The organism is Solirubrobacter deserti (assembly GCF_027587175.1).
Lineage (GTDB): Bacteria > Actinomycetota > Thermoleophilia > Solirubrobacterales > Solirubrobacteraceae > Solirubrobacter > Solirubrobacter deserti.
This window is the reverse complement of record NZ_JAPCID010000018.1, coordinates 83,897-108,689: the sequence shown is the minus strand read 5'-3', so window position 1 is coordinate 108,689 and position 24,793 is coordinate 83,897. Positions and strand designations below refer to the sequence as shown.

Sequence of the window (24,793 nt, the reverse complement as noted above, 5' to 3'; positions counted from 1 at the left end):
CGGCAAGCTGCACACCATGGAAACCAAGAAGACCCTCACCCGCTCCTCCACCGACAAGCAGGTCGGCGGCGTGTGCGGCGGCCTCGCCCGCTACTTCGACATCGATCCTGTCGTGACCCGCGTCGGCTTCATCGCCACGACGCTGTTCACCGGCGGGGCCGGCGCGCTCGCGTACCTCGCGATGCTCGTCGTCATGCCCTCCGACAAGAAGACCGTCGAGCACCACTATGACCCGCTGGCCGCTTAATCGGAAAGCTGCGCGTCGACGATTTCGTCGAGCAGGCCACCGAGATAGCCGTACAGGGCCACCGTGCGTGCGTTGGGATCGTTCGGGTCGAAGCTGAGGTCGTGATCGTCGTCGGTGATGTCGAGCATCGTCCCCAGCACGAGCCGCAGCGAGTTCACGGCCTGCATCCAGGCCGTGAGCTGGTCGATGTCGAGCAGCTCCGCGTCCACCGATGACTCGACGACCTCGATGCTCGCCAGCCGCCCGCTCTGCAGCTCCTCGCGCGTGAGCGAGCGGTACTCGTTCTCGAGCTCGGCGTCATCGGCGTAGGCGGACGGGTACAGCCGGCGCACCCGCGGGTCCTCGGGGCTGAGCGCGAGCAGCTCCCGCAGCTCGGACAGCAGCTGGCGGATCAGCGCGCGCTCCTGGTCGTCCATGCGCACGATGAAGCGGTTCTGGCGCCGGTCGATCCGGCGCCGCTGGCGGCCGAACACGCTCAGTCCTGCCGCATGGTCGCCCACAGGCCGTGCTCGTGCAGCCGGAACACGTCCAGCTCGGCCTTCTCGCGCGTCCCGCTGGAGACGACGGCGCGGCCCTTGTGGTGCACGTCGAGCATCAGCTCGGTCGCCTTCTCGCGCGAGTACCCGAACAGCTTCTGGAACACGAGCACCACATAGCTCATGAGGTTGATCGGGTCGTTCCAGACGATCACGATCCACGGGCGGTCGGCGACGGAATCGTCGTCGGTCTCCGGGAGCTTGACCTCTACGGGAGCGGCGGACACTCCCCCTCAGGCTACCCGGCTCATCGCGTGCTCGGCGAGCGCGGTGATCGTGAGGCTCGGATTGACGCCGACATTGGCCGGGATGGCGGCGCCGTCGCACACGAGCAGGTTCTCGTAGCCGAACACCCGCAGGTCGGAGTCGACGACGCCGCTGGCGGGCGAGGCGCCGATCACCGCGCCGCCGAGGATGTGCGCCGTCGACGGGATGTTGGCCGCGGCCTCCATGATCGAGCTCTGCGCGATGCCGCCCGTGCGCTTGGCCAGCCACTCCGTGAACGCGTTCGCGACCGGGATGAACGTGGGGTTCGGGCGCTCCGGGTCCTGCTCGGTGGTCAGCCGCACGCCGCGGCGCGTCTTGCGCGCCCGCAGCGCGATCGCGTTGTCGAGCGACTGCATGACCAGGACGATGATCGTGCGCCGCGACCAGCCGCGCGGGTTCATCGAGCGCGCGAGCCGGACCGGGTGCCGCGCCGCCGCCCCGACCAGCTTCAACGGGCGGGTGAGGGTCGTGCCGTCGCCGGTCAGCAGCGTGAAGATGCCCGACATCGCGTCGCCGGCGTCGCCGTAGACGACGGTCTCGATGTGCGTGTGCGGGTCGGGGTAGATCGAGCCGGTGATCGCGACACGCCGGATCACGTCCTCGGACGTGTCCTTGGGCAGCGTCACGGCCAGGATCGCCTCCGAGTTCGTGCGCACGAGCTCCCCGAGCCGGTCGCTGATGCGCGGCAGCGAGCCGTGGAGCTTGCACGCGGCCAGCAGCCGGTTGGTGCCCAGCGCACCCGCGGCGACCACGACACCCTTCGCCGTCTGGGTGCGGCGCTGCTTGCGCATCCACGCGCCGGAGCGCTCGCTCGTCACCGCGTACCCGCCGCCCGGCAGCGGCTTGATGTCGGTCACCGTGCGCTCGGGCATGATCCGCGCGCCGGCGCGCTCCGCGAACCACAGGTAGTTCTTGACCAGCGTGTTCTTGGCGCCGTGCGGACAGCCGACCATGCAGCGCCCGCAGCGCATGCAGCCCGTGCGGTCCGGCCCTTCGCCGCCGAAGAACGGGTCCGGGACGGTCTTGCCGGGCGCGCCGAGGAACACGCCGACGCGGGTCTTGGCGTACGTCTCCCCCACCCCGGTCGCTTCCGCGTACTCGCGCAGGTAGTCGTCGGCGGGGTCGTCCTCGTCGTAGGTCGTCACGCCGAGCATCCGCTCCGCCTCGGCGTAGTGCGGCGCGAGCTCCACCTGCCAGTCGTTGAGCTCCGCCCACTGCGGGTCCTCATAGAAGCGGGCGGGCGCGCGGTAGAGCGTGTTCGCGTAGCCCAACGATCCGCCGCCGACCCCGGACCCGCTCGCAATCGCGACGTCCCGGAAGATCGTCATCCGGAAGATGCCTTTCAGGCCGAGCCGCGGCGCCCACCAGTAGCGCCGCAGATCCCAGGTGGACTTGGGCAACTCGTGGTCGGCGAAGCGCCGCCCGCACTCGAGCACCCCGACCCGATGGCCCTTCTGCGCCAGCCGCAGCGCGCTCACGCTGCCGCCGAAGCCAGAACCTATGACGAGCCAGTCGAAGTCGGTCACGCGCGCCGGAGCAGGATACGCGACACGAAGTGGTCCCCGCCCTTTTCGAGGATGAGGTCCGCGCGCGGGCGCGTGGGCTTGATGTTTTCGCGCAGGTTTGGGCGGTTGGTGCGCTCCCAGATGCCCGACGCGACCTCCACCGCCTCCTCGTCGGACAGCCGTGCGTAGCGGTGGAAGTAGGACTCGGGGTTCTGGAAGGCGCCGTTGCGCAGGGCGAGGAAGCGGTTCAGGTACCAGCGCTGGACGTCGGTCTCGAGCGCGTCCAGGTAGAGCGCGAAGTCCGCGAAGTCGGACACGTAGACCCGGCCCGAGCCGCGCTGGAGGACGTTCACGCCCTCGAGCACGACGACGTCGGAGCGGTCGACGATCTGCGTCTCGCCCTCGACGATGTCGTAGGACAGGTGCGAGTAGACGGGCGCGTGGACCTCGTCCACCCCGCTCTTGAGGTCGGCCACGAAGCGCAGCAGCGCGCGCCGGTCATAGCTCTCCGGGAAGCCCTTGCGGGCGAGGATCCCCTTCTCGATCAGGGCCGCGTTGGGCAGCAGGAAGCCGTCCGTGGTCACGAGCTGCACGCGCCACTCGGGTCGCAGCAGCTGCAGCAGGCGGACGATCACGCGCGCGGCGGTCGACTTGCCGACGGCGACGCTCCCGCCGAGCGCGATCAGGTACGGCACGGCGTGCGATGGGTCGCCCAGGAACGAGCCCTGCGCCGCGCTGAGTTGCCGCGCCGCGTCGATGCGCAGCTCCAGCAGCCGCGCGAGCGGCACGTAGACGTCGCTGACCTCGGCCAGCTTGACGGGCTCGCCGAGGCCCGAGAGGTCGGCGAGCTCGTCGTAGGCGAGCGGCGGCGCGGGCGCGCCCAGCTCGCTCCAGCGCGAGCGCTCGACCGCCACGAACGGCGACGCGGCGCCGAGCTTCAGCAACAGCGAGCCTGCGGCCGGGCCTCGCGCTCGTCCTGGCGCCAGCGCTCGAACGCGCGCCGCGTCATCACCGGCTCGTCCGGGTGCTCGCGCCGGCGGTGCTCGACGTAGCGGTCGTAGGCGCTCTCACCTGCCACCTCGCGCAGGTACCAGCGCACGCCGCTGACCACTTCCCGGACGGTCATGCGACGGCCTCGCGCTTGCGGTCGAACAGCCCGTCGGGCGCGTCCAGCGTGGACTCCTCCGCGGAAACCTCGGTGGTGGGCAGCAGCTCGCGCGACCGGATGGCCTTGATGCACATGCGGGTGGCGTCGAGGATGACCACGATGATCAGGACGGCGAACAGGGCGGCGAGGATGCCGTCCACGGTCGAGTTTGTCACGACCTTGTTCATGTCGTCCATGGTCTTGGCCGGCGCGAGCACCTCGCCGTTCGCGATCGCGTCCTGGAAGCGGTCGCGCTGGGCGAAGAAGCCGAGCGTCGGATCGCCGCTGAAGACCTTCTGATAGCTGGCGGTGAGCGTGACCGTCGCGTCCCAGGCGAGCGGGATGCCGGTCACCCACGCCCACTTGAGCTTGCCGTGCTTGATCAGCAGCACCGTGCAGACCGTGAGCGCGACGGCCGCGAGCAGCTGGTTCGCGATGCCGAACAGCGGGAACAGCTGGTTGATGCCGCCGAGCGGGTCGGTCACGCCCGCGTACAGGAAGTAGCCCCACGCGCCGACGATGATCGCGCTGCAGAGCCACACGCCCGGCTTCCACGACACCTCGCGGAACGGCTTGTAGACGTTGCCGAGCGTGTCCTGGAGCATGAAGCGCCCGACCCGCGTGCCCGCGTCCACCGTCGTGAGGATGAACAGGGCCTCGAACATGATCGCGAAGTGGTACCAGAACGCTCTGAGGCCCTCACCGGTCGCGCCGGCGAAGATCTCCGACATGCCGATGGCCAGGGTGGGCGCGCCGCCCGTGCGGCTCACCAGGCTCTCCTCCTCGACCGCGGTGGCCGCGGACTGCAGCGCCTCCGGCGAGATGGTGAAGCCGAGCCCGTTCACGAACTGCGACGCCGACTCGACGCTCCCGCCCGTCGCGCCCGCGGGCGAGTTCATGGCGAAGTAGAGGCCTGGGTCGATGATCGACGCGGCGATGATCGCCATCACCGCGACGAAGGACTCCATCAGCATCGCGCCGTAGCCGATGAAGCGGACCTGCGTCTCCTTCTCGATCAGCTTGGGCGTGGTGCCGGAGGCGATCAGGCTGTGGAAGCCCGAGAGCGCGCCGCACGCGATCGTGATGAACACGAACGGGAACAGCGAGCCGGCGAAGACCGGGCCCTTGCCGGTGGACGCGAACTCGCTCACCGCGTCGTTCTGCATCACCGGCAACGTCACGACGATGCCGATCGCCAGCAGGACGATCGTGCCGATCTTCATGAACGTGGACAGGTAGTCGCGCGGGGCGAGCAGCATCCAGACGGGCAGGACACTGGCCACGAAGCCGTACGCGATCAGGCAGAAGACGAGCGTCTCGGCCTCGAGCGTGAACGTGTCCGCGAGGCTCGAGTCCTGCACCCAGCCGCCGGCCGCGATCGCGATCAGCAGCAGCGTCACGCCGATCGCCGTCGTCTCCAGCACCCGCCCGGGCCGCAGCACGCGCAGGTAGAAGCCCATGAAGAACGCGATCGGGATCGTCATCGCGATGCTGAACGTGCCCCACGGCGAGTCCGCGAGCGCGTTCACCACGACCAGCGCGAGGACCGCGAGCAGGATGACCATGATCGCCAGCACGGCGATCAGCGCGGCGGCGCCGCCGACCGGGCCGATCTCGTCGCGCGCCATCTGCCCGAGGCTCTTGCCGTCGCGGCGCATGGAGAAGAACAGGACGACCATGTCCTGGACCGCGCCGGCGAAGATGACGCCGACGATGATCCAGATCGTGCCCGGCAGGTAGCCCATCTGGGCGGCGAGCACGGGGCCGACGAGCGGGCCGGCGCCCGCGATGGCCGCGAAGTGGTGGCCGAACAGGACGCGCCGGTCGGTCGGCTGGTAGTCGCGGTCGTTGTTGAGGCGCTCGGCGGGCGTGGCGCGCCGCGCATCCGCGCCGAGGACCTTGTACTGGATGAAGCGCGCGTAGAAGCGGTACGCGATCGCGTAGGAGCCGACCGCCGCGGCGATCAGCCAGGCAGCGCTGATCGCCTCGTCGCGCATGAGCGCGATGACGCCCCAGGCGACGGCGCCGACAATGGCGACGGCCGACCAGATCGCAATCGACTTGGCCCTCACGGTGTCTCCTCCCGTCCGCTAGCGGGGAATCCCTCCCCGCGCGCGGGCTCACGTAAACAGGCGCAAGCCCGCTGCCGCGGCGGCCGCGACGAGGACCACGGCGAACATCGGGGCCTTGAGGAGGATCGCGACGATCGCGGCGACCAGGCCGGCGGCGCGCGCGTCGACCGTCAGGCCGCCGCCTTCGGCCCCGAGTGTTTCGAAGACGAGCAGGCCGGCGAGCAGCGCCGGGGCCAGCAGCGCGGTGACGTTGAGCGCGCGCGGTGGCAGCTCGCGGTCGCCGAGGACGAGCGTCCCGGACGCCTTCGCGGCGAACGTGCCGACCGTGAGGACGGCGACGGTGATCCAGACGGCGGTCATCGCGCGGCGGCCGGCGTTCGCTTGAGGCCGATCAGCGCGGCGAAGGCCGCGACCAGTACGGGCACGCCCGGCGGCGTGAACGGCAGCAGCGCGAGCGCGATCAGCGCGCCGCCGACCGCCGCGACCACGCGCGTGCGGTCCTTGAGCTCCTCGAACAGCAGGTAGGCGAAGAACGCGGGGAACATCGCGTCCAGCCCGAGCGCCTGCGGGTCGCCGAGGAACGAGCCGCCGAGCACGCCGATCACCGTCCCGCCCACCCAGGCCGCGCCCTGCGGCAGCGTCGACCCGATGAGCTTGAGGCGATCGAATGTGCCATCGCCGCGGCTCGCGAGCGCGAAGGAGGAATCGACGATCGCGATCGACTCAATCGAGCGCTGGACCGGCCCGCCCTTGAGGAACGGCCCGATCGCGAGCCCCATCGGCAGCCAGCGCGCGTTGAGCAGCATGCCCGCCGCGATCGCCGCGAACGCGCCGCCGCCCGCCGTGAGGACGGTCAGCGCCGCGAACTGCGCCGCGCCCGAGAAGACCGTGATCGACATCACCACCGGCGCGACCGAGCCCATCACGGGTTCCGCCAGGACACCGAAGGAGATGCCGATGGCGAGGGTCGGAAGGACGAGCGGCAGCCCGGCCCTGAGGCCCGCGCGGATGTCGCTGTCTTGATGCATCGCGGGCACCTTACCGTATACTGGCACCACAGTGGTAATACCCACGCCTGAGACGATCAAGCTCCAGGGCGGTTCCCTGTCCCTCGACTTCGCCAACTCGGCGGACTGGACGGCGGCCGAGGAACTCATCGAGGCCCAGGACGTCCTGCTTGAGCCGGACTCGCTGGAGCGCTGGGGCGCACGCATGGGCGTCGCCGGCCGGCCGGGCGGCCCGGAGGAGCTGGAGCTGGCGCGCGGCCTGCGGCACGCGCTGCACTCGATCTTCTCCGCTTTGGCCCGCGACGAAGCGCCCGATCAGTACTCGCTCGCGCGGCTGCGGTTCGCGTACGCGCAGGCGGTCGCCGCGGGGACGCTCGTGCGCCAGCCGGACGGAGGCTTCGGGCTCGAGTGGTCGAGCGAGGAGACGCGGCGCGTACGGTTCGCGGTCGCCGCGGACGCGGTCGCGCTGCTCGCCGATCCCGCCCGCATCGCGCGGCTGCACCGCTGCCCGGGCCGCGACTGCGGCTGGGTCTTCCTCGACACCAGCGGCCGGCGCCGCTGGTGCTCCATGCAGACGTGCGGCTCGCGCGAGAAGATGCGCCGGATGTACGCGCGCAAGCGCGCCGCCGCCTCAGCCGCCGAGGACGCGTAGCTCCAGCGGGTACGGCGACAGGTTCTCCGGCCCGACGAGGATGTCGTCCTCGAGCCGGATGCCGCCGCGTTGCGAGTCGTAGATGCCAGGCTCGACCGTGAAGATCATGCCTTCGCGCAGGGGCGTGTCGCTGCTCGCGACGAGGAACGGCGGCTCGTGGATCTCGGTGCCGATCGCGTGGCCGGCGCCGTGCAGGCAGGCCCCGAGGTCGGGGTGGGCCTCGATGATCCGCCGCTGGGCCGCGTCCACGTCCTTGGCCGTGTTGCCGAGCTTCGTGGCCGCGACCGCGTCGTCGTAGGCCTGCTTGACGACGTCCCAGGCCCGTTGGGCCCAGTCGGACGGCGTCCCGGCGTGGGCGCAGCGCGTCATGTCGCCCCAGTAGCCGTTGAACTGGGCGGAGATGTCGGCCACGACGACGTCGCCGGGCTGGAGCGTGCGAGGGCCGGGCGAGCCGTGCGGGTCACCGGCGTGGGCGCCGAAGAGGATGTGCGGCTCGGGGTGGCTGCCGCCGCGGCGGGCGAGCGCGTACGCGGCCTTGGCGTTTACGTCCGCTTCGCTGTCGCCGACCTTCAGATCCGCCCACAGCTCCTCATAGACGGCGATGATCTGCGTGCAGGCGTACTTGACCGCGGCGATCTCCTCCGCGTCCTTGGCCGCGCGCAGCTCCATGATCAGGTCGCTGGCGGGGACGAGCTCGTAGCCGGCGTCCGTGAGGGCCTTCGCGCGGGCGAAGTTGAGGTGGTCCTCCTCCACGCCGATGCGCTTCGCGCCGTCGAGCGTGTCGTAGAGCGTCGAGAGGCCGTTGCCCTTGGCGGCGTCGTAGAGCGACTTCTCGAGCGCGGTCGGTGCCTGGCCGACGCTGTCGCGGTCCAGGGACGGTGCGATCAGCGCGCCTTCGCCGCCGCGGCGGACGGCGACGCCGAAGAAGCGCTCGAGCTGCAGACCCCAGAAGCCGGTCAGGTACGCGATCGACGCGTCTTTGGTGGCGAGGACCGCATCCAGTCCAGCGTCCGTTAGCAATCCGTCCAGAGCGGAGACTCTCGCAGCGTGCGACATCACCCGGGACCCTATCTCGCCGCCCTCGTGTTCTTCGGCCTGGCCGAAGCCGCCGAGGCCCGCAAGGTCAAGATCCGCCAGCAGGGGGCGCCGGAGGTCACGCTCACGGTGCCGGCGGGCTGGAAGGTCCAAGAACGGCGGACGGCGACCGTGCTGACCCGCTCGGGCCGGCGGATCGTCCTCTATCAGTGCCCGCTCACCCGCCACACGGGGGTCACGGTCAACATGGCCGGGCGGCGCGCGCGAGCTGGGTACGTGCCGATCCGCGGAGGGTCCTGCCTCGGGATCACGGGCGGTTCGCTGCGGTTCGCCCGGAGCCTGCGGCCCGTGCTCGGCGAAGGCGGGCGGACGCCGCGGTCCGACATGGCCGCCGAGCAGCTCGCCCGTGCGGCGCGCGAGCGGACGCTGGCCCAGCCGCGCATGGTGGGCACCGCGACGGCCGTGCCGTTCGGCATCGACGCGCCGATCGAGTCCGCGTTCGCCTACGACGGCGGTTACGCGTACCAGTCCGTGCGCTTCCGCGGCCTCTCGTACCAGTCCGTGCTCGACTCAGACGCCGGATACGTGCGTCACCCTGGTCAGACCTGCTGGGACGGCGGATACGACCCCGACGAGGACGACGCGCTCGAACCGCGCCTCGAGCTCGAGGACTGGGACGCGCCGCCGTCCACCAAGACGTCCTGGCATGTCTCCTACAAGCCGATCATCACGCTCCCGGACCGTTCGCGGCTCGTGCGCTGGACGGGGTTCGTCGCCGACGGCGAGGCGGTGATCGGCGCGGACGGCCTGCTGCAGCGCGTCCGCATCGTCGATCACCACCAGGCGCGTGGCCGGACGTCGTGGCGGACCGTCGAGGTCGTCTTCACCGGCTTTCCGGCGACGATCGCGCGGGTCGCACCGCAGCCCTCGTGCTAGCGGACCTTCAGCGCTGACGTCGTCGTCACACCGTTGAACGTCAACTTGAGGGTGAGACTCCTGACGTTCTGGCGCACCTTGCCGAGCTTCACCGTCACCGTTCCGGCCTGCTTGGCCATGGCTTTGCCGCTCGCGAGCGTCTTGCCCTTGGCGACGGCCGCGAGCTCCACCTTGCCGGCGCCCGGCACCGTGACCTTGATGGCGAGTCCCTTGCGGAGCGCCTTCTTGGTCGTCTTGGCCAGCGCGAGCGTCGCCTTGGCCGGCGCGGTGGCGACCGGCGCGGGCTGGGTGGGCGCGGGCGTCGGCGGGGCCGGCGTGGTGACCGGCGGCGTGTAGGCGGCCGCGGGCGGGTCGGCGGGCCCCCAGTCGGGCTCGGTGCCGGTGGGCGTCAGCAGCACGTCATGGGGCGCGGCGCAGTCCATCGGCGCGAACTTCGTGAAGCGCGTGACCTCGATGCCCTTGCTCGACCCCCACGCGAACCCGGCGCCGTCCGGCGCCCACGTCGGGTCGTGGTACTTGCGGTCCGGCTGCGTCATCTCGCACGCGTACTCGGGGTGGGCGGGCGGGAGCTCGGTCTTGACGTCGCCCTTGACGGCGAAGAACTTGATCTTGAGGTTCTCCCCGTAGTCGGAGGTGACGGCGAGCTTGGTGCCGTCGCGGGTGACTTCGCCGTCGCCCATGTCCCCGTTCGGGACCATCCAGGGCTTGCTGTTGTAGTCGCCGGCGTCGAGGTCGTCGATCGCCACCTGGCGCCCGAAGCCGCCGAACACCAGCGTGCGCGTGTTCGTCACCCATTCGGGGTTGGAGACGCTGTGCTGGTTGCCGTAGACGCTGTGCGGCGTGGCCGTGGTGACGTTGGCGTCCGTGTAGAAGACGGAGCGCTGGACGCCGCCGCAGCCGGCGCCGGGCGGGCACGAGTGGCCGAGGTAGGCGTAAGCGATCTTCGTGCCGTCGGGCGAGAAGGACAACTGCACCGGGTTGGGCGCGAAGGTCCCGCCGTTGCCGGACTTCGCGGGCGGCGTGGTGATCGTGTGCAGCGGACGTCCGTCACGCGCCATCACCTGGATCGGCCCGGTCCCCTGGACCGCGGCGATCGTCCCGTTGTCGGCCTGCGTGGGCGAGTGCCAGCTCCCGCCGGTCGTCAGCTGGACCTTGTGCGAGCCGTCGGGAGCGGCGGACCACACGTTGCCCTGGTCGACGTAGACGATCGAGTCGGCGTTCGCCGCGGCCGGCGCGAGCGCCAGCAGGCCGGCGGCGAGGATCAGGCGTGAGAGCATGACCGGGAATTTCGCTACCCCCGGTTGCCAAAAGGTTGCCCGCGCCTTGTCAGCTCAGCACCTGGGCCTCGTAGCCCTCCTCCTGCAGCCGGCTGAGCACCTCCTGCGCGTGGTCGCGCCCGCGCGTCTCGAGCACCAGCTCGACGGCGGTCTCGCGCACGTGCAGGCCGAGGCCTTCGCGCACGTGGGACACGTCGACGATGTTCGCGCCCGTGCCCGCGACGGCGGCGAGCAGCGTGGCGAGGCCGCCGGGCCGGTCGGGTATGCGGGTGAGCGCGACCAGGCGCCGCCCGGCCTCCGTCTCGTGGCGGCGGGCGATCGCGGCCAGCAGGCCCGCGTCCACGTTCCCGCCCGAGAGCACCGCGACGGTCGTACCCTCGACCGTCTCCGCCTGGCCGCCGAGCAGCGCCGCGACGCCCACCGCTCCCGCGCCTTCGACGACGAGCTTGCAGCGTTCCAGCAGCAGCGCCATCGCCTCGGCGGTCGCCTCCTCACTGACGACCACGAGGTCGTCGAGGTGCGTGCGCAGGATCTCGAGCGGGATGCCGCCGGGGCGCTTGACCGCGATGCCGTCGGCGATCGTCAGCGCGGTCTTGGCCTCCACCGGCGTCCCGGCCTGCATCGACTCGGGGTACGGCGCGCAGGCCGCGGCCTGGACGCCGATGATCTTCACGCCGGGCTTGGCGGCCTTGATCGCGAGCGCAGAGCCGGCGCACAGGCCGCCACCGCCGACCGGGATCACCACCTGGGCGAGGTCCGGCACGTCTTCGAGCAGCTCGAGCCCGAGCGAGCCCTGGCCGGCGACGATCGCCGGGTCGTCGAACGGGTGCACGAACGCCAACCCGCCGGTCTCGGCCCGTTCCAGCGCCGCGACGATGCACTCGTCCACGCTCTTGCCGCCCTCGTGCACGATCGCGCCGTAGCGGCGGGCGGCCTCGACCTTGGCCATCGGGGCGTCGTGCGGGACGAACACCTCGCACCGGACGTTGCGGGCCGCCGCCCCGGCCGCGAGCGCCTGCGCGTGGTTGCCGGCGGACGCGGCCACGACGCCGTTCGCGCAGCCCGGCGCGCCGAGCGCTTCGAGCTTGGCGGCCACGCCGCGGACCTTGAACGAGCCGGTCCGCTGGAGATTCTCGGCCTTCAGCGCCACCGTGCCGCCCGTGCGCTCGGAGAAGGTGCGGGTGGACAGCATCGGTGTGCGGCGCGCGACGGTCTGAACCGCCGCGCGTGCGGCTTCGACGTCGCGCGCGGTGACGGTCACAGCGCGATGATGGCGTCCATCTCGACCTCGGCGCCCATCGGGAGGGCGGCGACGCCGATGGTGGTGCGCGCGGGCGGGTCGGCGGGGAAGTAGGTCGCGTACGCCTCGTTCATCTCGGCGAACACGCTGATGTCGGTCACGTAGACGGCGACCCGCACGGCGTTCTCGAGCTTCGCGCCCGCGGCCTCGGCGATGATCGTGAGGTTGTCCAGGCAGCGCTTGGCCTTCTCGGCGGGCGAGCCGTCGATCAGCTGGCCCGTCTCCGGGTCCAGATGGACCTGTCCGCTGATGAACAGATGGCCGTTCGACTTCACGGCGTGCGAGTAGGGTCCGGCAGCCGGCGGGCCCGGGTTCGCCGTCACGGTTTCGCGAGAATGGCTCATGTGAAGGACCGTATCTGAGATGCCGAACCGCCTTGCTTCCGAGACATCGCCCTACCTGCTGCAGCATGCGGAGAACCCCGTGGATTGGTATCCGTGGGGTGACGAGGCGTTCGCTCGTGCTCGTTCTGAGGACAAGCCGCTCCTGATCTCGATCGGCTACGCGGCGTGCCACTGGTGCCACGTCATGGAGCGCGAGTCCTTCGAGGACCCGGCCATCGCCGCGCTGATGAACGAGCATTTCGTGTGCGTGAAGGTGGACCGCGAGGAGCGTCCGGACGTCGACGCGATCTACATGGACGCGGTCCAGGCGATGACCGGCCACGGTGGCTGGCCGCTGAACGCGTTCGTCACCCCGGAGGGCAACCCGTTCTGGGCCGGCACCTACTTCCCGCCCGTCTCGCGTCAGCAGATGCCGTCCTGGCGTGACGTCGTCGCGTCGTTGGCGCAGGCCTGGCACGACCAGCGCGACGAGATCATGACCGCCGCGCGCGAGATCGTCCCGCGGCTCGCCGGCGCCGCCTCGTTGGAGGCCGGCGGTGACGAGTTCGACCCGGGCCAGCTGGAGTTCGCGGTCGGCATCCTCGGCGAGGTCTTCGACCGCCAGTTCGGCGGGTGGGGCGCGGCGCCCAAGTTCCCGCTCACCTCCGTGATCGAGTTCCTGCTCGCGCGCGGCGAGCGGCCGATGGCGCTGCAGACCTTGCGCCGGATGGCGTCGGGCGGTCTGTATGACCAGATCGGCGGCGGCTTCGCCCGCTACTCCGTGGACGCGCGGTGGCTCGTCCCGCACTTCGAGAAGATGCTCTACGACAACGCGCTGCTCGCCTCGGCGTACCTGCACGCCTGGCAGATCACCGACGACCCGCTGTTCCGGCGCGTGTGCGAGGAGACGCTGGACTTCGCCGTGCGCGAGCTGCGGCAGGACGAGGGCGGGTTCGCCTCGTCGCTGGACGCGGACTCGGAGGGCGTCGAGGGCAAGTTCTACGTCTGGACGCCCGATCAAGTGCGCGCCGCGTTGAGCTCGGATCTCGCGGAAGCCGCGATCACGCACTTCGGCATCACCGAGGCAGGGAACTTCGAGGGCGGCAGCACGGTCTTGACGCGCGTGACCGGCGATCCGGCGTCGTTGTCCGAGATCAAGGCCGGGTTGCTCGCCGCCCGTGCCGCGCGGGTCCGTCCCGCGCTGGACGACAAGCGCGTGTGCTCCTGGAACGCGTTGATGATCTCGGCGCTGGCGGAGGCGGGTGCGGCCTTCGGGCGCGCCGACTACGTGTCGGCCGCCGAGACGTGCGCGTCGTTCATCGAGTCCGAGCTGCGCGCTCCGGACGGGGGCGTGCTGCGCGTCTTCAACCGCGGCGTGGCCAAGCAGCCGGGCTTCCTCGACGACTACGCGTACCTGCTCGAGGCGTACCTGACCCTGTACGAGGCGACCTTCGACGAGCGCTGGTTCGTGCGCGCAACCGAGCTCGCCGAAGCGATCCTCACCCGCTTCCACGACCCGGAGCGCGGCGGCTTCTTCTCCACCGCGGCCGAGCACACCGGCTTGATCGCGCGCCGCAAGGACCTCGAGGACGCCCCGATCCCCGCCGGCGCCTCCTCGGCCTGCTTCGGCCTGCTGCGCCTGGCGCGCCTGACGGGCGAGCGGCGCTACGAGGACGCCGCGGTGTCGTTGATCGCGCTGCTGCACCCGATCGCGCCGAAGCACCCGCTGGCCTTCGGCCACCTGCTGCGCGCGATGGACTTCTACGCCGCGCCGGTGCGCGAAGTGGCGCTCGCGGGTGCCGACGTCGCCGACCTCGCCGCGGTCGTCCGGCGCGGGTTCTTCCCGCACGTGGTCCTCGCGGGCGGCGGCGGCAACGCGGTGCCGCTGCTGGAAGGGCGCGAGCCCGTGAACGGCGAGGCTGCCGCCTACGTGTGCGAGAACTTCACCTGCGGTCTGCCGGTGACGCGCGGCGAGGAATTGGCGAACTTGTTGCAATAGCGCGTAGATCCGGCACAGCGCCCGCGGTGATGCTTCGTGGAGTTCCAGGATCACCCGCTCGCCCGCCAGGACGACGCGCCACCGGACCAGACGATCGCGAGAATCCAAGCCGCGGGCGCGCGCCGTAGAGGTCCCTGACATGCTGACGCTCCCCGCGGGTCGCCGCTCCAAGTACGTCGTCCTCTTCCTCGCGATCGTCTGCTTCGGTGGCTTGGCGTCGTTCGCCGGCAAGTTCGAGGGCATCCAGAAGAACGAGTCGTCGTCCTTTTTGCCGGGGGACGCGGAATCCGTGCGTACGCTCGAGGCGCTCGAGCGGCTACCAGGAGGGGAGCTCGCTCCGGCCGTGGTCGTCTTCGAGCGTCGCGGCGGCCTGACCGAGGCCGACCGGCAGCGCATCGCGGACACGCGGACGCGGCTCAACCAGGACCGGCGCGAGCTCGTGCTGGAGGCGCAGGAGCCCGTGTTCAGCGAGAACGGGGAGGCGGCGCTGATCGTCCAGCCCGTCCAGCCGGGCGGCGGTGTGGCCGACAAGTTCGAGAACGCCGTCCAGTCCGTCCGCGACCGCGCGGGCACCGCGCAGGACGGGCTCGAGGTCAAGGTCACGGGCGCGGCGGGTTACAGCCTCGACGCGATCAAGGTCTTCGGCGGCGTCAACGGCCCGCTGCTGTTCGCGGCCGCGGGCATCGTCCTGATCCTGCTGATCGCCATCTACCGCTCGCCGATCTTCTGGGCGATCCCGTTCTTCAGCGTGCTGCTCGCCGAAGGGGCGTCGCGCGGCGCGGGCTACGTCCTCGGCGAGGCGGGCCTGACCATCAACGGCCAGACGGGCGGCATCCTGCCCGTGCTGGTGTTCGGCGCGGGCACGGACTACGCGCTGCTGCTGGTCTCGCGCTATCGCGAGGAGCTGCGCCGGCACGAGGACAAGCACGAGGCGGTGGCGATCGCGATGAGGAGCGCCGGGCCGGCGATAATCGCCTCGGGCGGCACCGTCATCGCCGCGCTGCTGTGCCTCTCGCTCGCCGAGGTCAACTCCACCGCGGGCCTCGGGCCGGTCGGCGCGGTCGGCGTCGTGCTGGCGATGCTGTCGATGCTCACCATCCTTCCCGCGCTGCTCGCGATCGCGGGCCGCAACGCGTTCTGGTCGCCGTTCGACACCATCCCGCACCCCGGCCAGGGGGGCGTGGACGAGACGCACGGGTTCTGGCGCGGGATCGGCAACCGCGTCGCCTCGCGGCCGCGGGCGGTGTGGATCACGGGCACGATCGTCCTGCTCGTCATGGCGGCGAACGCGCTCGCGCTGGACCCGACGCAGACGCAGGACAACAGTTCCGCGGCGAGGTGGACAGCGTGACGGGCCAGGAGATCCTCGCGCGCAACTTCGCGGCGGGCGCGTCCGCGCCGACGGACATCGTCGTGCCCGACCGCGCGAACGTCGAGCGCGTCACGCAGGCCGCGAGCGAGTTCGGGCAGGTGCGCCCGGGTCCGTCCGGCGAGGCCGGGACCGTGCTCAGCGTGACGCTCGCGGACGCGCCGTTCTCCAACGCGGCGCTGGACACGGTCCCGCGCCTGCGGCAGGCCGTCGGCGAGGCGGGCCTCGTGGGCGGGCCCTCCGCGCAGGAATACGACCTGCGCGAGGCGGCGAACCGCGACAACCGGCTCATCCTGCCGCTCACGCTCATCGTCGTGTTCGCGATCCTGGTCCTGCTGTTGCGCGCGATGGTCGCGCCGCTGCTGCTGATCGCGTCCGTGATCGTCTCGTTCGCGGCCGCTCTGGGGGTCGGCGTGTTCGTGTCCGACTACATCTTCGGCTTCACGGGCGTGACGCCGACGCTGCCGCTGCTTGCGTTCGTGTTCCTCGTCGCTCTCGGCATCGACTACAACATCTTCTTGATGGCCCGGGTACGCGAGGAGGCCCTCAAACACGGTACGCGCGAGGGCACGCTGCGCGGGCTGGCCGTGACCGGCGCGGTCATCACGGGCGCGGGCATCGTGCTCGCCGGGACCTTCGGCGCGCTGGCCGTGCTCCCGCTCGTGATCCTCACGCAGATCGGCTTCATCGTCGCCTTCGGCGTGCTGCTCGACACCTTCCTCGTGCGGTCGGTGATCGTCCCGGCGGCCGTGATCGACATGGGCCGCCGGGTCTGGTGGCCTTCGCGGCTAGCTAAAGAATCGAGAGATACCGCTCGAGTTCCCACGGAGTGACCTGGACGCGATAGTCCTCCCACTCCTGGCGCTTGATCTCAATGTAGCGGTTGAAGATGTGCTCGCCGAGCGTGCGCAGCACGAGCTCGGACTCGGCGGTGACCTCGATCGCCTCGCCCAGCGTCTCCGGCAGCTGCTCGATGCCGAGCCGGCGGCGCTCGTCGGGGCTCAGGTGATAGAGGTTCTTCTCCATCGGCTCCGGCAGCTCGTAGCCGCGCTCGATCCCCTCGAGGCCCGCCTGCAGAAGCACCGCGAACGTCAGGTATGGGTTGCACGCGGGGTCTGGCGCGCGCAGCTCCATCCGGGTCGCGTTCTCCTTGCCGGGGTGGTAGAGCGGGACGCGCACGAGCGCGCTGCGGTTGCGGCGTGACCACGCGACGTAGACCGGCGCCTCGTAGCCCGGCACCAGGCGCTTGTAGGAGTTCACCCACTGGGCGAAGATGCTGCAGATCTCGCGCGCGTGGCGGAGCTGACCGGCGATGAACGCCTTGCCGATGTCGCTCAGGAAGTACTTGTCGTCCGCGTCGTAGAAGGCGTTGCGGCCGTCCTTGAACAGGGACTGGTGGGTGTGCATGCCCGAGCCGTTCTGGCCGAACAGCGGCTTGGGCATGAACGTCGCGTGCCAGCCGTACTTGAGCGCGTACTCCTTGACCGTGATGCGGTAGGTCATGCAGTCGTCGGCCATCTTGAGCGCGCTGCTGTAGCGCATGTCGATCTCGTGCTGGGACGGGCCGACCTCATGATGGGAGTACTCGACGTCGATGCCGAGGCGCTCGAGCGCGAGGACCGTGTCGCGGCGGACGTCCGAGCCGGCGTCCAGCGTCGTGAGGTCGAAGTAGCCGCCCTCGTCGAGCACCTCGGTGCCCTTGTTGTCCTTGAACAGGTAGTACTCGAGCTCCGGGCCGATGTTGAAGACATCGAAGCCCATGTCCTTCGCGCGCTGCTCGGCGCGGCGCAGCACGTGGCGCGGGTCGCCCTCGTACGGGCGGCCCTCCGGCGTCTTGACGTCGGCGAACATGCGCGCGACACCGGCCCCGTCCTCCGGCCGCCACGGCAGCACGTTGAACGTCGTCGGGTCGGGCATCGCGATCATGTCCGACTCCTCGATGGCGTTGAAGCCGGTGATCGAGGAGCCGTCGAAGCCCATGCCGCCCTCAAAGGCGTCGTCGAGCTGCTCGGCGGAGATCGAGAAGGACTTGAGCTGCCCGAGGATGTCGGTGAACCACAGGCGGATGAAGCGGATCGAGTTGTCCGCGACGAGCGCCTTGACGTCTTCGGGGGTTTGGGGGCGGTCAGACATGGCCGCGTGGAGGCTAGTGGACCGGGCGGCGTGCTGGGGTGGACGCGCGGTCGGACTCAGTCCAACCAGCGGTCGGCCCAGGTCTTGAGCTCCGCCATCGCGGGCGCGAGCTCACGGCCCTTCGCCGTGAGCTCGTACGAGACCCTGGTCGGCGTGCCGTCGCTCACGTGGCGCTCGACGATCCCGCGGGACTCGAGCTCCTTCATGCGCTCCGACAGCAGGCGATCGGACAGGTCCGGCACCGCGTGCGCGATCTCGGTGAACCGCATCCGTCCACCGTGCAGCAGGACATAGAGGATCGCGCCCGTCCACCGCTTGCCCACCAGCTCCACGGCCTCGTGGTACCGCGGGCAGCAGTGCGCGCACTCGGCGCTGGCGCTCGGTGCCTCGGTTGTCGTGGACCCGGACTTCATAGGCGTTACGCGGCGCGCAGCACCCGCGTCTCTTCGACGGAGCCGTCGACCGGGACGTCCCCGGCGACGTTGACCATAGCGGTGAAGGATTCCATCGACAGCACCGCGATCGCTTCCAGCAGCTGCGCGTCGCTCCATCCCGCCTCGCGCGCTTCCTCGTGCAGGTGCTGCGGGAACTCGCCGTCGATCAGCAGCGGGCGCAGATAGCGCAGCAGCGCCGCCTCGCGGGCGTCCGCCGAGTCCCAGCGCTTCGCCCGAGCGACCTCGTCGATGCCCAGGCCCGCCTGCCGGCCCGTGCGCGTATGAAGCTGGAGCCCGGGCTTGGAGCCGTAGTACTCGGCCACCGCCAGGCCGATCCGCTCCGCCGAGTGCTTCGGCAGCTCGCCGTGCCGCAGCTCCGCGCGGGAGCGCGTGTACGCGCGCAGCGCCGCCGGAGCGTTGGCGAGCACGCCGAGGAAGTTCGGAAGTTGCCCTGCTGCCGACGACGCACCCTTGAGGATCGGAAGCGAACCTTCGGGCGCTGTCAGATCGTCGTGGATAGGGAACCGGCTCATCTCTGTCTTGGGCATTGCCACCACCGTGGGGGAGCTAGGGGGGCTTACGACAGATAAGGGTATTTGCGGACGGCGCACCCCGCAAGGCAGGCGCTCATCATTGGAAAAGGAAATGACGCCGGATGGCACGGCGGCAACCGTCCGGTCGTCGTCCGCAGTGGCGATCAAGCTGCGGCCGGACAGTGTGCACCCGGCCGGCACGCGCCGGATCACTGCCCGGTGGTCAGCACCGCGATCAGCACGAGCAGGAACCCGAGCGCGACCGCGTACGCCGCGATCCGGTCCGGCCGGTGGCCGATCCGCTCCACCGCGGTCCGCGGCGCCCGCTGCGTCCGCGGCGCGGGCAGCCGGTCAGGGTGCCCGCTGATCTTGATCGTCCGGCGCTCGCGCACCTCGCCGCCCGCAGCGACGTACTCCTTGGTGTCCCTCGCCAGCTCCCCGTCGAGCATCAGCTCGTCGTACGCGCGCGGGTCATGGCCCGCGTCGTCGTAGTCCTGCGCGTGCGTGTCCGCCGCCGTGCCCGGGCCCGCGTCGCGCGAGAGCACGATCGTCCGGGTCTCGCCGGGGACCATCGGCGCCGTGTCGTCGTCGAGGTCCGCGCCCCAGGACATCATGGCCCGCGCGGCCGCGCGCGGGTCCAGCGCGCCCGTCTCGCCGGAACGCGCCGAGCGCTCGGTGCGAGCGGACACGGCGCCGCGCACCGGCGGCTCGCCCTGCTCGATCACGGCGACGCTCGCGTCGGTCTCGTCGCGACGCAGCACGATGTCGTGGTGCTCGGCGCGCCGTTCGAAGCGCGCGACGCGGCTCGGCATGCGGTCGAAGATGTCCTCGTTGACGCCCCAGTCGGCCGCAGCACGACGGCGCCGTCGCGGCTCGTCGCTTTCGTGGTCGTACAAAGCCCGCGTATGAGCTTCTGATTCAGGGGCCATCGACTCGTCCTCTTCCTCGGCTTACGGGGTTAGCTGACGGGCTCGCGCCAGAAGAGCGGCGCTACGAGGCTTGACCGACCATCGATTCGCCCCACCTGCAGTGGGTCCCCCGCTTCCCGCTTCCAACGGGAATTCAGCGGATGCGATTCGAGATCGTACCAGCGCCGAAAGCGCCTGCACGCTTGTGCTTTTTACATCAACCGCCGGACGGAGTCTCGGCGCCCACGGACTTTGCGACAAATTTCGCGACGTCCTCGGCGTCCTTCCCCGTGAACAGCTGAGCGGGCATCTGCCCGTTTCCCTGCGAGCGGCCCTTGAGGATCGCGTCCAGCGTAAGCGCCTCATTCGGGCGCATCTCGTCGAGGTTCGGACCCACCTTCGCGACCGCGTTCGCGGCCTTCAGGGTGTGGCACATGCTGCACCGCGTGCCGAACAGCTCGTGCCCGCGCTTCTCGTCCTCCGTGAGACCGGACACCTGAGCCGACGGAATGTCGTCCCGGTTGACCTCCTCGCTGATCACCCACGCCGGCACGGCCGCGCCGAGCACGAGCAGCGCCACGAAGAACAGGAACGTCGCGAACCGGCGGCTGCCCCGCGTCTGCGAGTGCATCAGGCCGGCAAGACCGCCACGACCGCGACTCATCGCGATCACCAGCGTGATCAGGCCGAGCGCTACGAAGACCAGGACGAAAAAGAGGGTGCCCACGGGCGTGCAATGTACCCGCTCGGCCGAACGGCTAGCGGCCTCCTCCCCTCCGACGGCTCCCATCTGACCACCAGACGCGCGAAATCCGGCGCCGCGCCGCGCCATCCATCACCGGCGAGACCACGGCACCGAAACAACTGTCGACGCGGCCCTGATGACGCGCTGCGGGCGCCCTCATCGGCGCCTCCCTGACGCGAAGCTCTGAATCGGCGGCGAGACCTGGCGGAACTCGCCGAGCGTCGACGCCGCCTCGCGCCCGCCCTGCGCGCCCTCGCCGCGCCCCGTCGCCGCCGCCTGCACGCGCCGCTCCGCGAGTTCGACCACGTCCGCCTTCACGTCGTCCGGAGTCACCAGCGCCCGCACCGCCTTGACGAACAGGTTGATCCCTCCCCCCGCCTGCGGCAGCTTCTCCAAGCGCCCCTGACACAGCAGCAACGGCTCCGACCGCACCGTCAGCCGGTTCGCCTCGTAGAGATCCGGCGGGACGATGAGGTTGATCGTCCCGAACTCATCCTCGAGCAACAGGAACACGATCCCCTTCGCCGTCCCCGGCCGCTGCCGCGCAACCACCAGCCCGCCCAACCGCACCGGTGTGTCGTGCGGAATCCGCTGCAGATCCGCGATCGACACCGTGTTCGGCGGCAACGACGGCCGCAACAGCTTCATCGGATGCGGCCCGAGCGTCAGCCCCGTCGTCGCGTAGTCGCCGATCATCGACTCCCACGGCGTGAGCGGCCGCAGATCCGGCGCCTGCGGAACATCGAGCGGCAGGGACAGCTGCGTCCCCTCCACCACCCGCTCCCCGGGCGCCGCCACGCCCAGCTGCCACAGCGCGGTCCGCCGCGCATGCTCGGACGACCCACCCGTGAGCGAGTCGCACGCCCCCGCCCACGCCAGCTTGTCCAGCGACGGCCGCCCCGCCCCCGCCCGCGACGCCAGATCCGCCAACGAGGTGAACCGCCCGCCCTCCTCACGCGCGGCCACGAGCGCCTTGACCTCCTCCTCCCGCACCCCCGACACGAACCCGAGCCCGAGCCGCACGATCCCCGTGGGGACGGCGCCCGCCTCGCCGCCCCCGCGGTGCGGGCCTCCCATGCCCGCCGCGCCGCCCCCGCGGTGCGAGCCTCCCATGCCCGCCTCGCCGCCCCCGCGGTGCGGGCCTCCCATGCCCGCCTCGCCACCCCCGCGGTGCGGGCCACCCATGCCCGCCTCGCCACCCCCGCGGTGCGGGCCACCCACGCCCGCCTCGCCACCCCCGCGGTGCGGGCCACCCACGCCCGCCTCGCCGCCCCCGCGGTGCGGGCCACCCACGCCCGCCGTCCCGCCCCCGCGGTGCGGGCCTCCCACGCCCGCCGTGTCGCCCCCGCCGCCCTTTTCCGGCCGAGTCGCGACCTGCGCGGTCACGTCCCTCTCTGCGACATGCGCGGTCACGTCCTCTTCCGGCCACGAAACGGTTGCGTTCGCGCGATCTCCCCGCGCTGCAGCGCTGAGCGCCGCCGCACCACCTCCCACGCGCGCGATCGCCGACCCCGCCCGTCCCTCGCGCGCCACCGCGCTGAGCGCCGCACCGCTGCCGCCGGCCTTCGCGACGGCGCGCAACGCGCCGCCCTCATCCGCGGCGGACCCGATCTCGTGCAACGCCGCGACCGCCCGTTCCGCTTCGGCCTCCGGCACGGGTCCTGGATACGGCCCCATCTCGGGCACCCACTCGACCTTGCACAGCGCGTCGCTCTCATTGACGTCCGGCGGCCGCAGCTCGATCCCACGGCGCTGGGCCTCGTGCGCGAGCGTGTCCGGCGCGTAGAAGCCCATCGGCTGCTCGTTGAGCAGTGCGGCCAGGAACTCTGGGGTGTGGTGCACGCGTAGCCAGGTGGACTGGTAGGCGAGCAGTCCGAAGGCGGCGCCGTGGGCCTTCGGGAAGCCGAAGCCGGAGAACCCGACGATCATCCCGTAGACGCGCTCGGCGACCTCCTCGCTCACGCCGTGCGTCTTCATCGCCCCTTCCAGGAACCGCTGGTGATAGGCCTCGATCGCCTCCTCCGAGCGCTTGCGGCTCATCGCGCGGCGCAGGCCTTCAGCCTCGCCCGGCGTGAAGCCCGCGAACGCCATCGCGACCTCGATCACCTGGTCCTGGAAGATGATCGTCCCGAGCGTGTCCTTGAGCGGCCCGCGCAGTGACTCGTGCTCGTAGGGAACCTCGTAGTCCGGGTTCTCGCGCTGCGTCTGACGCCGCGAGATGTAGGGGTTGACCGCGCCGCCGAGGATCGGCCCCGGCCGCACGATCGCCACCTGGATCGTCAGGTCCTCCAGCGACTCGGGCCGCGTGCGCAGCAGCGACGCCATCTGCGCCCGCGACTCGATCTGGAACACACCCATCGTGTCCGCGACCTGGATCGCGTCGTAGGTCGGCTTGTCGTCGTACGGGATCCGCGACAGGTCCACCCGCTGCCCGCGCACGCGCCCGATCTCCTCGACGCACCGCTCGACCGCCGACAGCATCCCGAGCCCGAGCAGGTCGATCTTCAGGAACCCCGCGTCCGAGCACGAGTCCTTGTCCCACTGGCAGAGCTGACGACCTTCCATCGCCGCCGGCAACACCGGGCAGCAGTCGATCAGCGGCCGAGTCGAGACGATCATCCCGCCCGAGTGCTGCGACAGATGTCGCGGCAGGCCGTACGCCTCGTCGCACAGCCGCGCGAGCCACGCCCACCGCCCCGGCAGGTGCGTGTACGACCGCTCGGAGGTGTCCGTCTCGTGCGCATCAGCCTGGTCCGGCCGCTTGCCGTTGACCATCGCCAGCCACTCCGACGTGCTCATCGCGAACGCGTTCGCCCGCGCGTCGGGGTCCACGAACGGGCCCGGCTCCCCCGTGGGCTCCATCCCCATCGCGACCTCGACGTCCCGCCCCACGTTCTTGACCGCCCACGGCTCCGCCCCGCGCGCCACCCGCTCGAGCTCGCCGGCCGGGAGGCCGAGCACCTTTCCCAGCTCGCGGATGGCCCCGCGCGAGCGGAACGTCGGGAACGCCGCCACGAGCGCCGACCGCTGCTTGCCGTAGCGGTCGTGCACCCGCGGGATGAGCTTCTCGCGCACGTCGCGCGGGAAGTCCAGGTCGATGTCCGGCAGCGAGTTGAGCTCCTCGTTGAGGAAGCGCCCGAGGAACAGGTCGTTCGCGATCGGATCGATGTGCGAGAGGCCGGTGAGGTAGCACACGATCGACGACACCGACGACCCGCGACCGCGCCCCGGCGGCAGCAGCGCCCGCGCCGAACTCGGCCCGCGGACCTCGACCGCGACGTCCCGCGCGAGCTCCAACAGATCCCGGTGCAGCAGGAAGAACCCGGACAGGCCGAGCCCGTCGATCACCCGCAGCTCCTCGTTCAGCCGCGCCTGCGCAGCGCCGTGGTTGGGCGACCCCGGCGGATAGCGCACGTCCATCATCGCCCAGCACAGGTCGGAGAGCTTGCGCGTGGACTGCGGATCCTCCGCGCCGGGGTAGCGGTAGCCGAGGTCCTGCGTGAGGTCGAACCGCAGCCGCGCGGCGAGCTCGCCGCTTTCCTCGACCGCGTCCGCGTGGCCTTCGAAGCGCGCCGCCATGGCCTTCGGCGAAGCGAGCACGTGCGCTGTGTTGCCGCGCCGGACGGGTTCCGACGAGTCCAGCGTGAGGTGGTGACGGAGCGCGACGAACGCGTCCTGCAGGGGCGCGCGCGACCGCGCGTGCACGTGGACGTTGCCCGTCGCGACCGTCCGCAGCCCGAGCCCGCTCGCCAGCTGCGCCAGCTCCCGGTTGCGCGCGCGGTCGTGACGCTGGAACGGCCGCTGGAGCTCGACCCGCAGGTTGTCGGCCCCGAACGCGGCCTTCAACCGCTTCAGCGTCGGCGCGTCGTGCACGCCGTGATCCGCGCACCCGCTCAAGCAGACCAGGCCGGCCGCGTGCGCCTCCAACGTCTCGAGCGGCACCATCGGCGGCGGATCGTGCGGGTCTCGATCATGCACGTGCGCGCGCGTGACGATCCGGCACAGGTTGCGCCAGCCCGTCGCATTCTCGACCAGCAGCGTGACGTGCCGGGTCGGCACCGGCTCGCGCGCGCCGCGCCCGCCACGTGCCCCCTCCCAGCGTGGTTCCTCGACGTCGATCTCCACTCCGTGGATGGCGCGCAGGCCGAGCGGCTGGGCCGCCTGCGCGAACTCCATCGAACCCGAGACCCCGTTGTGGTCGACCACCGCCATCGCCTCGTGCCCCAGCTCGATCGCCGCGGCCGCGAGCTCGGCGGGCGAGGAGGCGCCGTCCAGGAACGAGAAGGCGGTATGGGCATGGAGCTCGACGTAAGGCACGAACACATGTTCCCATTCCGTCCGGACGGAAGCGTACATTCGTTCGCATCG

General features: G+C 71.1%; 24 protein-coding genes and 1 riboswitch. Of the genes, 6 read left to right on the top strand and 18 right to left on the bottom strand.

From position 1 onward, the window contains the following. The first annotated feature begins 16 nt into the window (after positions 1–16). Positions 17–247, top strand: coding sequence for a PspC domain-containing protein (locus OJ962_RS14715; protein WP_202957380.1), 231 nt, complete (start codon positions 17–19; stop codon positions 245–247). On the opposite strand, the gene OJ962_RS14710 is transcribed toward OJ962_RS14715, so the two are convergent. The 8 genes from OJ962_RS14710 to OJ962_RS14675 are packed head-to-tail and all read right to left on the bottom strand — an operon-like array spanning position 244 to position 6,802. Next, positions 244–747 (bottom strand): DUF2017 family protein, encoded by a 504-nt coding sequence (locus OJ962_RS14710; protein WP_202957381.1) that lies wholly within the window; start codon positions 745–747, stop codon positions 244–246. The two genes, OJ962_RS14715 and OJ962_RS14710, sit on opposite strands and share 4 nt — an antisense overlap. Beyond that, on the bottom strand, positions 723–1,010 hold the full coding sequence (clpS, locus tag OJ962_RS14705; RefSeq protein ID WP_202957382.1) for an ATP-dependent Clp protease adapter ClpS: 288 nt from the start codon (positions 1,008–1,010) through the stop codon (positions 723–725). Before clpS ends, OJ962_RS14710 begins: the two co-directional genes overlap by 25 nt. Before the next feature lie 6 nt (positions 1,011–1,016). Further along, a complete protein-coding gene (locus OJ962_RS14700; protein WP_202957383.1) occupies positions 1,017–2,576 on the bottom strand; it encodes an FAD-dependent oxidoreductase in 1,560 nt (519 codons plus the stop codon). After that, positions 2,573–3,499 (bottom strand): type I pantothenate kinase, encoded by a 927-nt coding sequence (gene coaA / locus OJ962_RS14695; protein WP_238932277.1) that lies wholly within the window; start codon positions 3,497–3,499, stop codon positions 2,573–2,575. Before coaA ends, OJ962_RS14700 begins: the two co-directional genes overlap by 4 nt. After that, positions 3,493–3,681: a YbdD/YjiX family protein gene (locus tag OJ962_RS14690; protein ID WP_202957384.1), complete on the bottom strand. Its 189-nt coding sequence runs from the start codon at positions 3,679–3,681 to the stop codon at positions 3,493–3,495. The genes coaA and OJ962_RS14690 overlap by 7 nt, the downstream gene beginning before the upstream one ends. Then, a complete protein-coding gene (locus OJ962_RS14685; protein WP_202957385.1) occupies positions 3,678–5,774 on the bottom strand; it encodes a carbon starvation CstA family protein in 2,097 nt (698 codons plus the stop codon). Before OJ962_RS14685 ends, OJ962_RS14690 begins: the two co-directional genes overlap by 4 nt. Before the next feature lie 48 nt (positions 5,775–5,822). After that, complete coding sequence (locus OJ962_RS14680; RefSeq protein ID WP_202957386.1) at positions 5,823–6,134, bottom strand: AzlD domain-containing protein; 312 nt, start codon at positions 6,132–6,134, stop codon at positions 5,823–5,825. Beyond that, on the bottom strand, positions 6,131–6,802 hold the full coding sequence (locus tag OJ962_RS14675; protein WP_202957387.1) for an AzlC family ABC transporter permease: 672 nt from the start codon (positions 6,800–6,802) through the stop codon (positions 6,131–6,133). Before OJ962_RS14675 ends, OJ962_RS14680 begins: the two co-directional genes overlap by 4 nt. 31 nt (positions 6,803–6,833) lie before the next feature. On the opposite strand from OJ962_RS14675, the gene OJ962_RS14670 reads away from it, so the two are divergent. Further along, the gene (locus OJ962_RS14670; RefSeq protein ID WP_202957388.1) at positions 6,834–7,433 is read left to right on the top strand and encodes a CGNR zinc finger domain-containing protein; all 600 of its coding nucleotides are present in this window, start codon (positions 6,834–6,836) and stop codon (positions 7,431–7,433) included. Here the strand turns inward: OJ962_RS14670 and OJ962_RS14665 are convergent. Beyond that, positions 7,413–8,489, bottom strand: a complete 1,077-nt coding sequence (locus tag OJ962_RS14665; protein WP_255526191.1) for a M24 family metallopeptidase — start codon at positions 8,487–8,489, stop codon at positions 7,413–7,415. The two genes, OJ962_RS14670 and OJ962_RS14665, sit on opposite strands and share 21 nt — an antisense overlap. On the opposite strand from OJ962_RS14665, the gene OJ962_RS14660 reads away from it, so the two are divergent. After that, positions 8,481–9,404: a hypothetical protein gene (locus OJ962_RS14660; RefSeq protein WP_202957390.1), complete on the top strand. Its 924-nt coding sequence runs from the start codon at positions 8,481–8,483 to the stop codon at positions 9,402–9,404. The two genes, OJ962_RS14665 and OJ962_RS14660, sit on opposite strands and share 9 nt — an antisense overlap. Here the strand turns inward: OJ962_RS14660 and OJ962_RS14655 are convergent. The 3 genes from OJ962_RS14655 to OJ962_RS14645 are packed head-to-tail and all read right to left on the bottom strand — an operon-like array spanning position 9,401 to position 12,325. Then, entirely contained in the window at positions 9,401–10,681 is a 1,281-nt protein-coding gene (locus OJ962_RS14655; protein WP_202957391.1) for a TolB-like translocation protein, read from the bottom strand. The genes OJ962_RS14660 and OJ962_RS14655 overlap by 4 nt on opposite strands. Positions 10,682–10,730: 49 nt before the next feature. After that, the gene (gene ilvA / locus OJ962_RS14650) at positions 10,731–11,942 is read right to left on the bottom strand and encodes a threonine ammonia-lyase (RefSeq protein ID WP_202957392.1); all 1,212 of its coding nucleotides are present in this window, start codon (positions 11,940–11,942) and stop codon (positions 10,731–10,733) included. After that, the gene (locus OJ962_RS14645) at positions 11,939–12,325 is read right to left on the bottom strand and encodes a Rid family detoxifying hydrolase (protein WP_202957393.1); all 387 of its coding nucleotides are present in this window, start codon (positions 12,323–12,325) and stop codon (positions 11,939–11,941) included. The genes ilvA and OJ962_RS14645 overlap by 4 nt, the downstream gene beginning before the upstream one ends. A gap of 19 nt (positions 12,326–12,344) precedes the next feature. Here OJ962_RS14645 and OJ962_RS14640 point away from each other — a divergent pair, with 19 nt between their 5' ends. The 3 genes from OJ962_RS14640 (at position 12,345) to OJ962_RS14630 (ending at position 16,505) form a co-directional block, all read left to right on the top strand. Further along, positions 12,345–14,303, top strand: coding sequence for a thioredoxin domain-containing protein (locus tag OJ962_RS14640; RefSeq protein WP_202957394.1), 1,959 nt, complete (start codon positions 12,345–12,347; stop codon positions 14,301–14,303). A 139-nt stretch (positions 14,304–14,442) separates the two neighbouring features. Further along, the gene (locus OJ962_RS14635; RefSeq protein WP_202957395.1) at positions 14,443–15,654 is read left to right on the top strand and encodes an MMPL family transporter; all 1,212 of its coding nucleotides are present in this window, start codon (positions 14,443–14,445) and stop codon (positions 15,652–15,654) included. After that, positions 15,651–16,505, top strand: a complete 855-nt coding sequence (locus tag OJ962_RS14630; RefSeq protein ID WP_202957396.1) for an MMPL family transporter — start codon at positions 15,651–15,653, stop codon at positions 16,503–16,505. The genes OJ962_RS14635 and OJ962_RS14630 overlap by 4 nt, the downstream gene beginning before the upstream one ends. Here OJ962_RS14630 and OJ962_RS14625 read toward each other — a convergent pair. From OJ962_RS14625 to dnaE, 6 genes are all read right to left on the bottom strand, one after another. Then, entirely contained in the window at positions 16,465–17,805 is a 1,341-nt protein-coding gene (locus tag OJ962_RS14625; protein WP_202957397.1) for a glutamine synthetase family protein, read from the bottom strand. The genes OJ962_RS14630 and OJ962_RS14625 overlap by 41 nt on opposite strands. A 56-nt stretch (positions 17,806–17,861) precedes the next feature. Further along, positions 17,862–18,137: a winged helix-turn-helix transcriptional regulator gene (locus OJ962_RS14620; RefSeq protein WP_270006430.1), complete on the bottom strand. Its 276-nt coding sequence runs from the start codon at positions 18,135–18,137 to the stop codon at positions 17,862–17,864. Positions 18,138–18,223: 86 nt separating this feature from the next. Further along, positions 18,224–18,667 (bottom strand): carboxymuconolactone decarboxylase family protein, encoded by a 444-nt coding sequence (locus tag OJ962_RS14615; protein ID WP_270006429.1) that lies wholly within the window; start codon positions 18,665–18,667, stop codon positions 18,224–18,226. A gap of 314 nt (positions 18,668–18,981) precedes the next feature. Continuing rightward, entirely contained in the window at positions 18,982–19,668 is a 687-nt protein-coding gene (locus OJ962_RS14610; RefSeq protein ID WP_202957400.1) for a hypothetical protein, read from the bottom strand. Between the two features lie 37 nt (positions 19,669–19,705). Further along, a riboswitch (cyclic di-AMP (ydaO/yuaA leader) is annotated at positions 19,706–19,850 on the bottom strand. A 47-nt stretch (positions 19,851–19,897) separates the two neighbouring features. Next, the gene (locus OJ962_RS14605) at positions 19,898–20,407 is read right to left on the bottom strand and encodes a c-type cytochrome (protein ID WP_202957401.1); all 510 of its coding nucleotides are present in this window, start codon (positions 20,405–20,407) and stop codon (positions 19,898–19,900) included. Positions 20,408–20,581: 174 nt separating this feature from the next. Next, complete coding sequence (dnaE, locus tag OJ962_RS14600; RefSeq protein WP_270006428.1) at positions 20,582–24,742, bottom strand: DNA polymerase III subunit alpha; 4,161 nt, start codon at positions 24,740–24,742, stop codon at positions 20,582–20,584. Positions 24,743–24,793 lie beyond the last annotated feature (51 nt).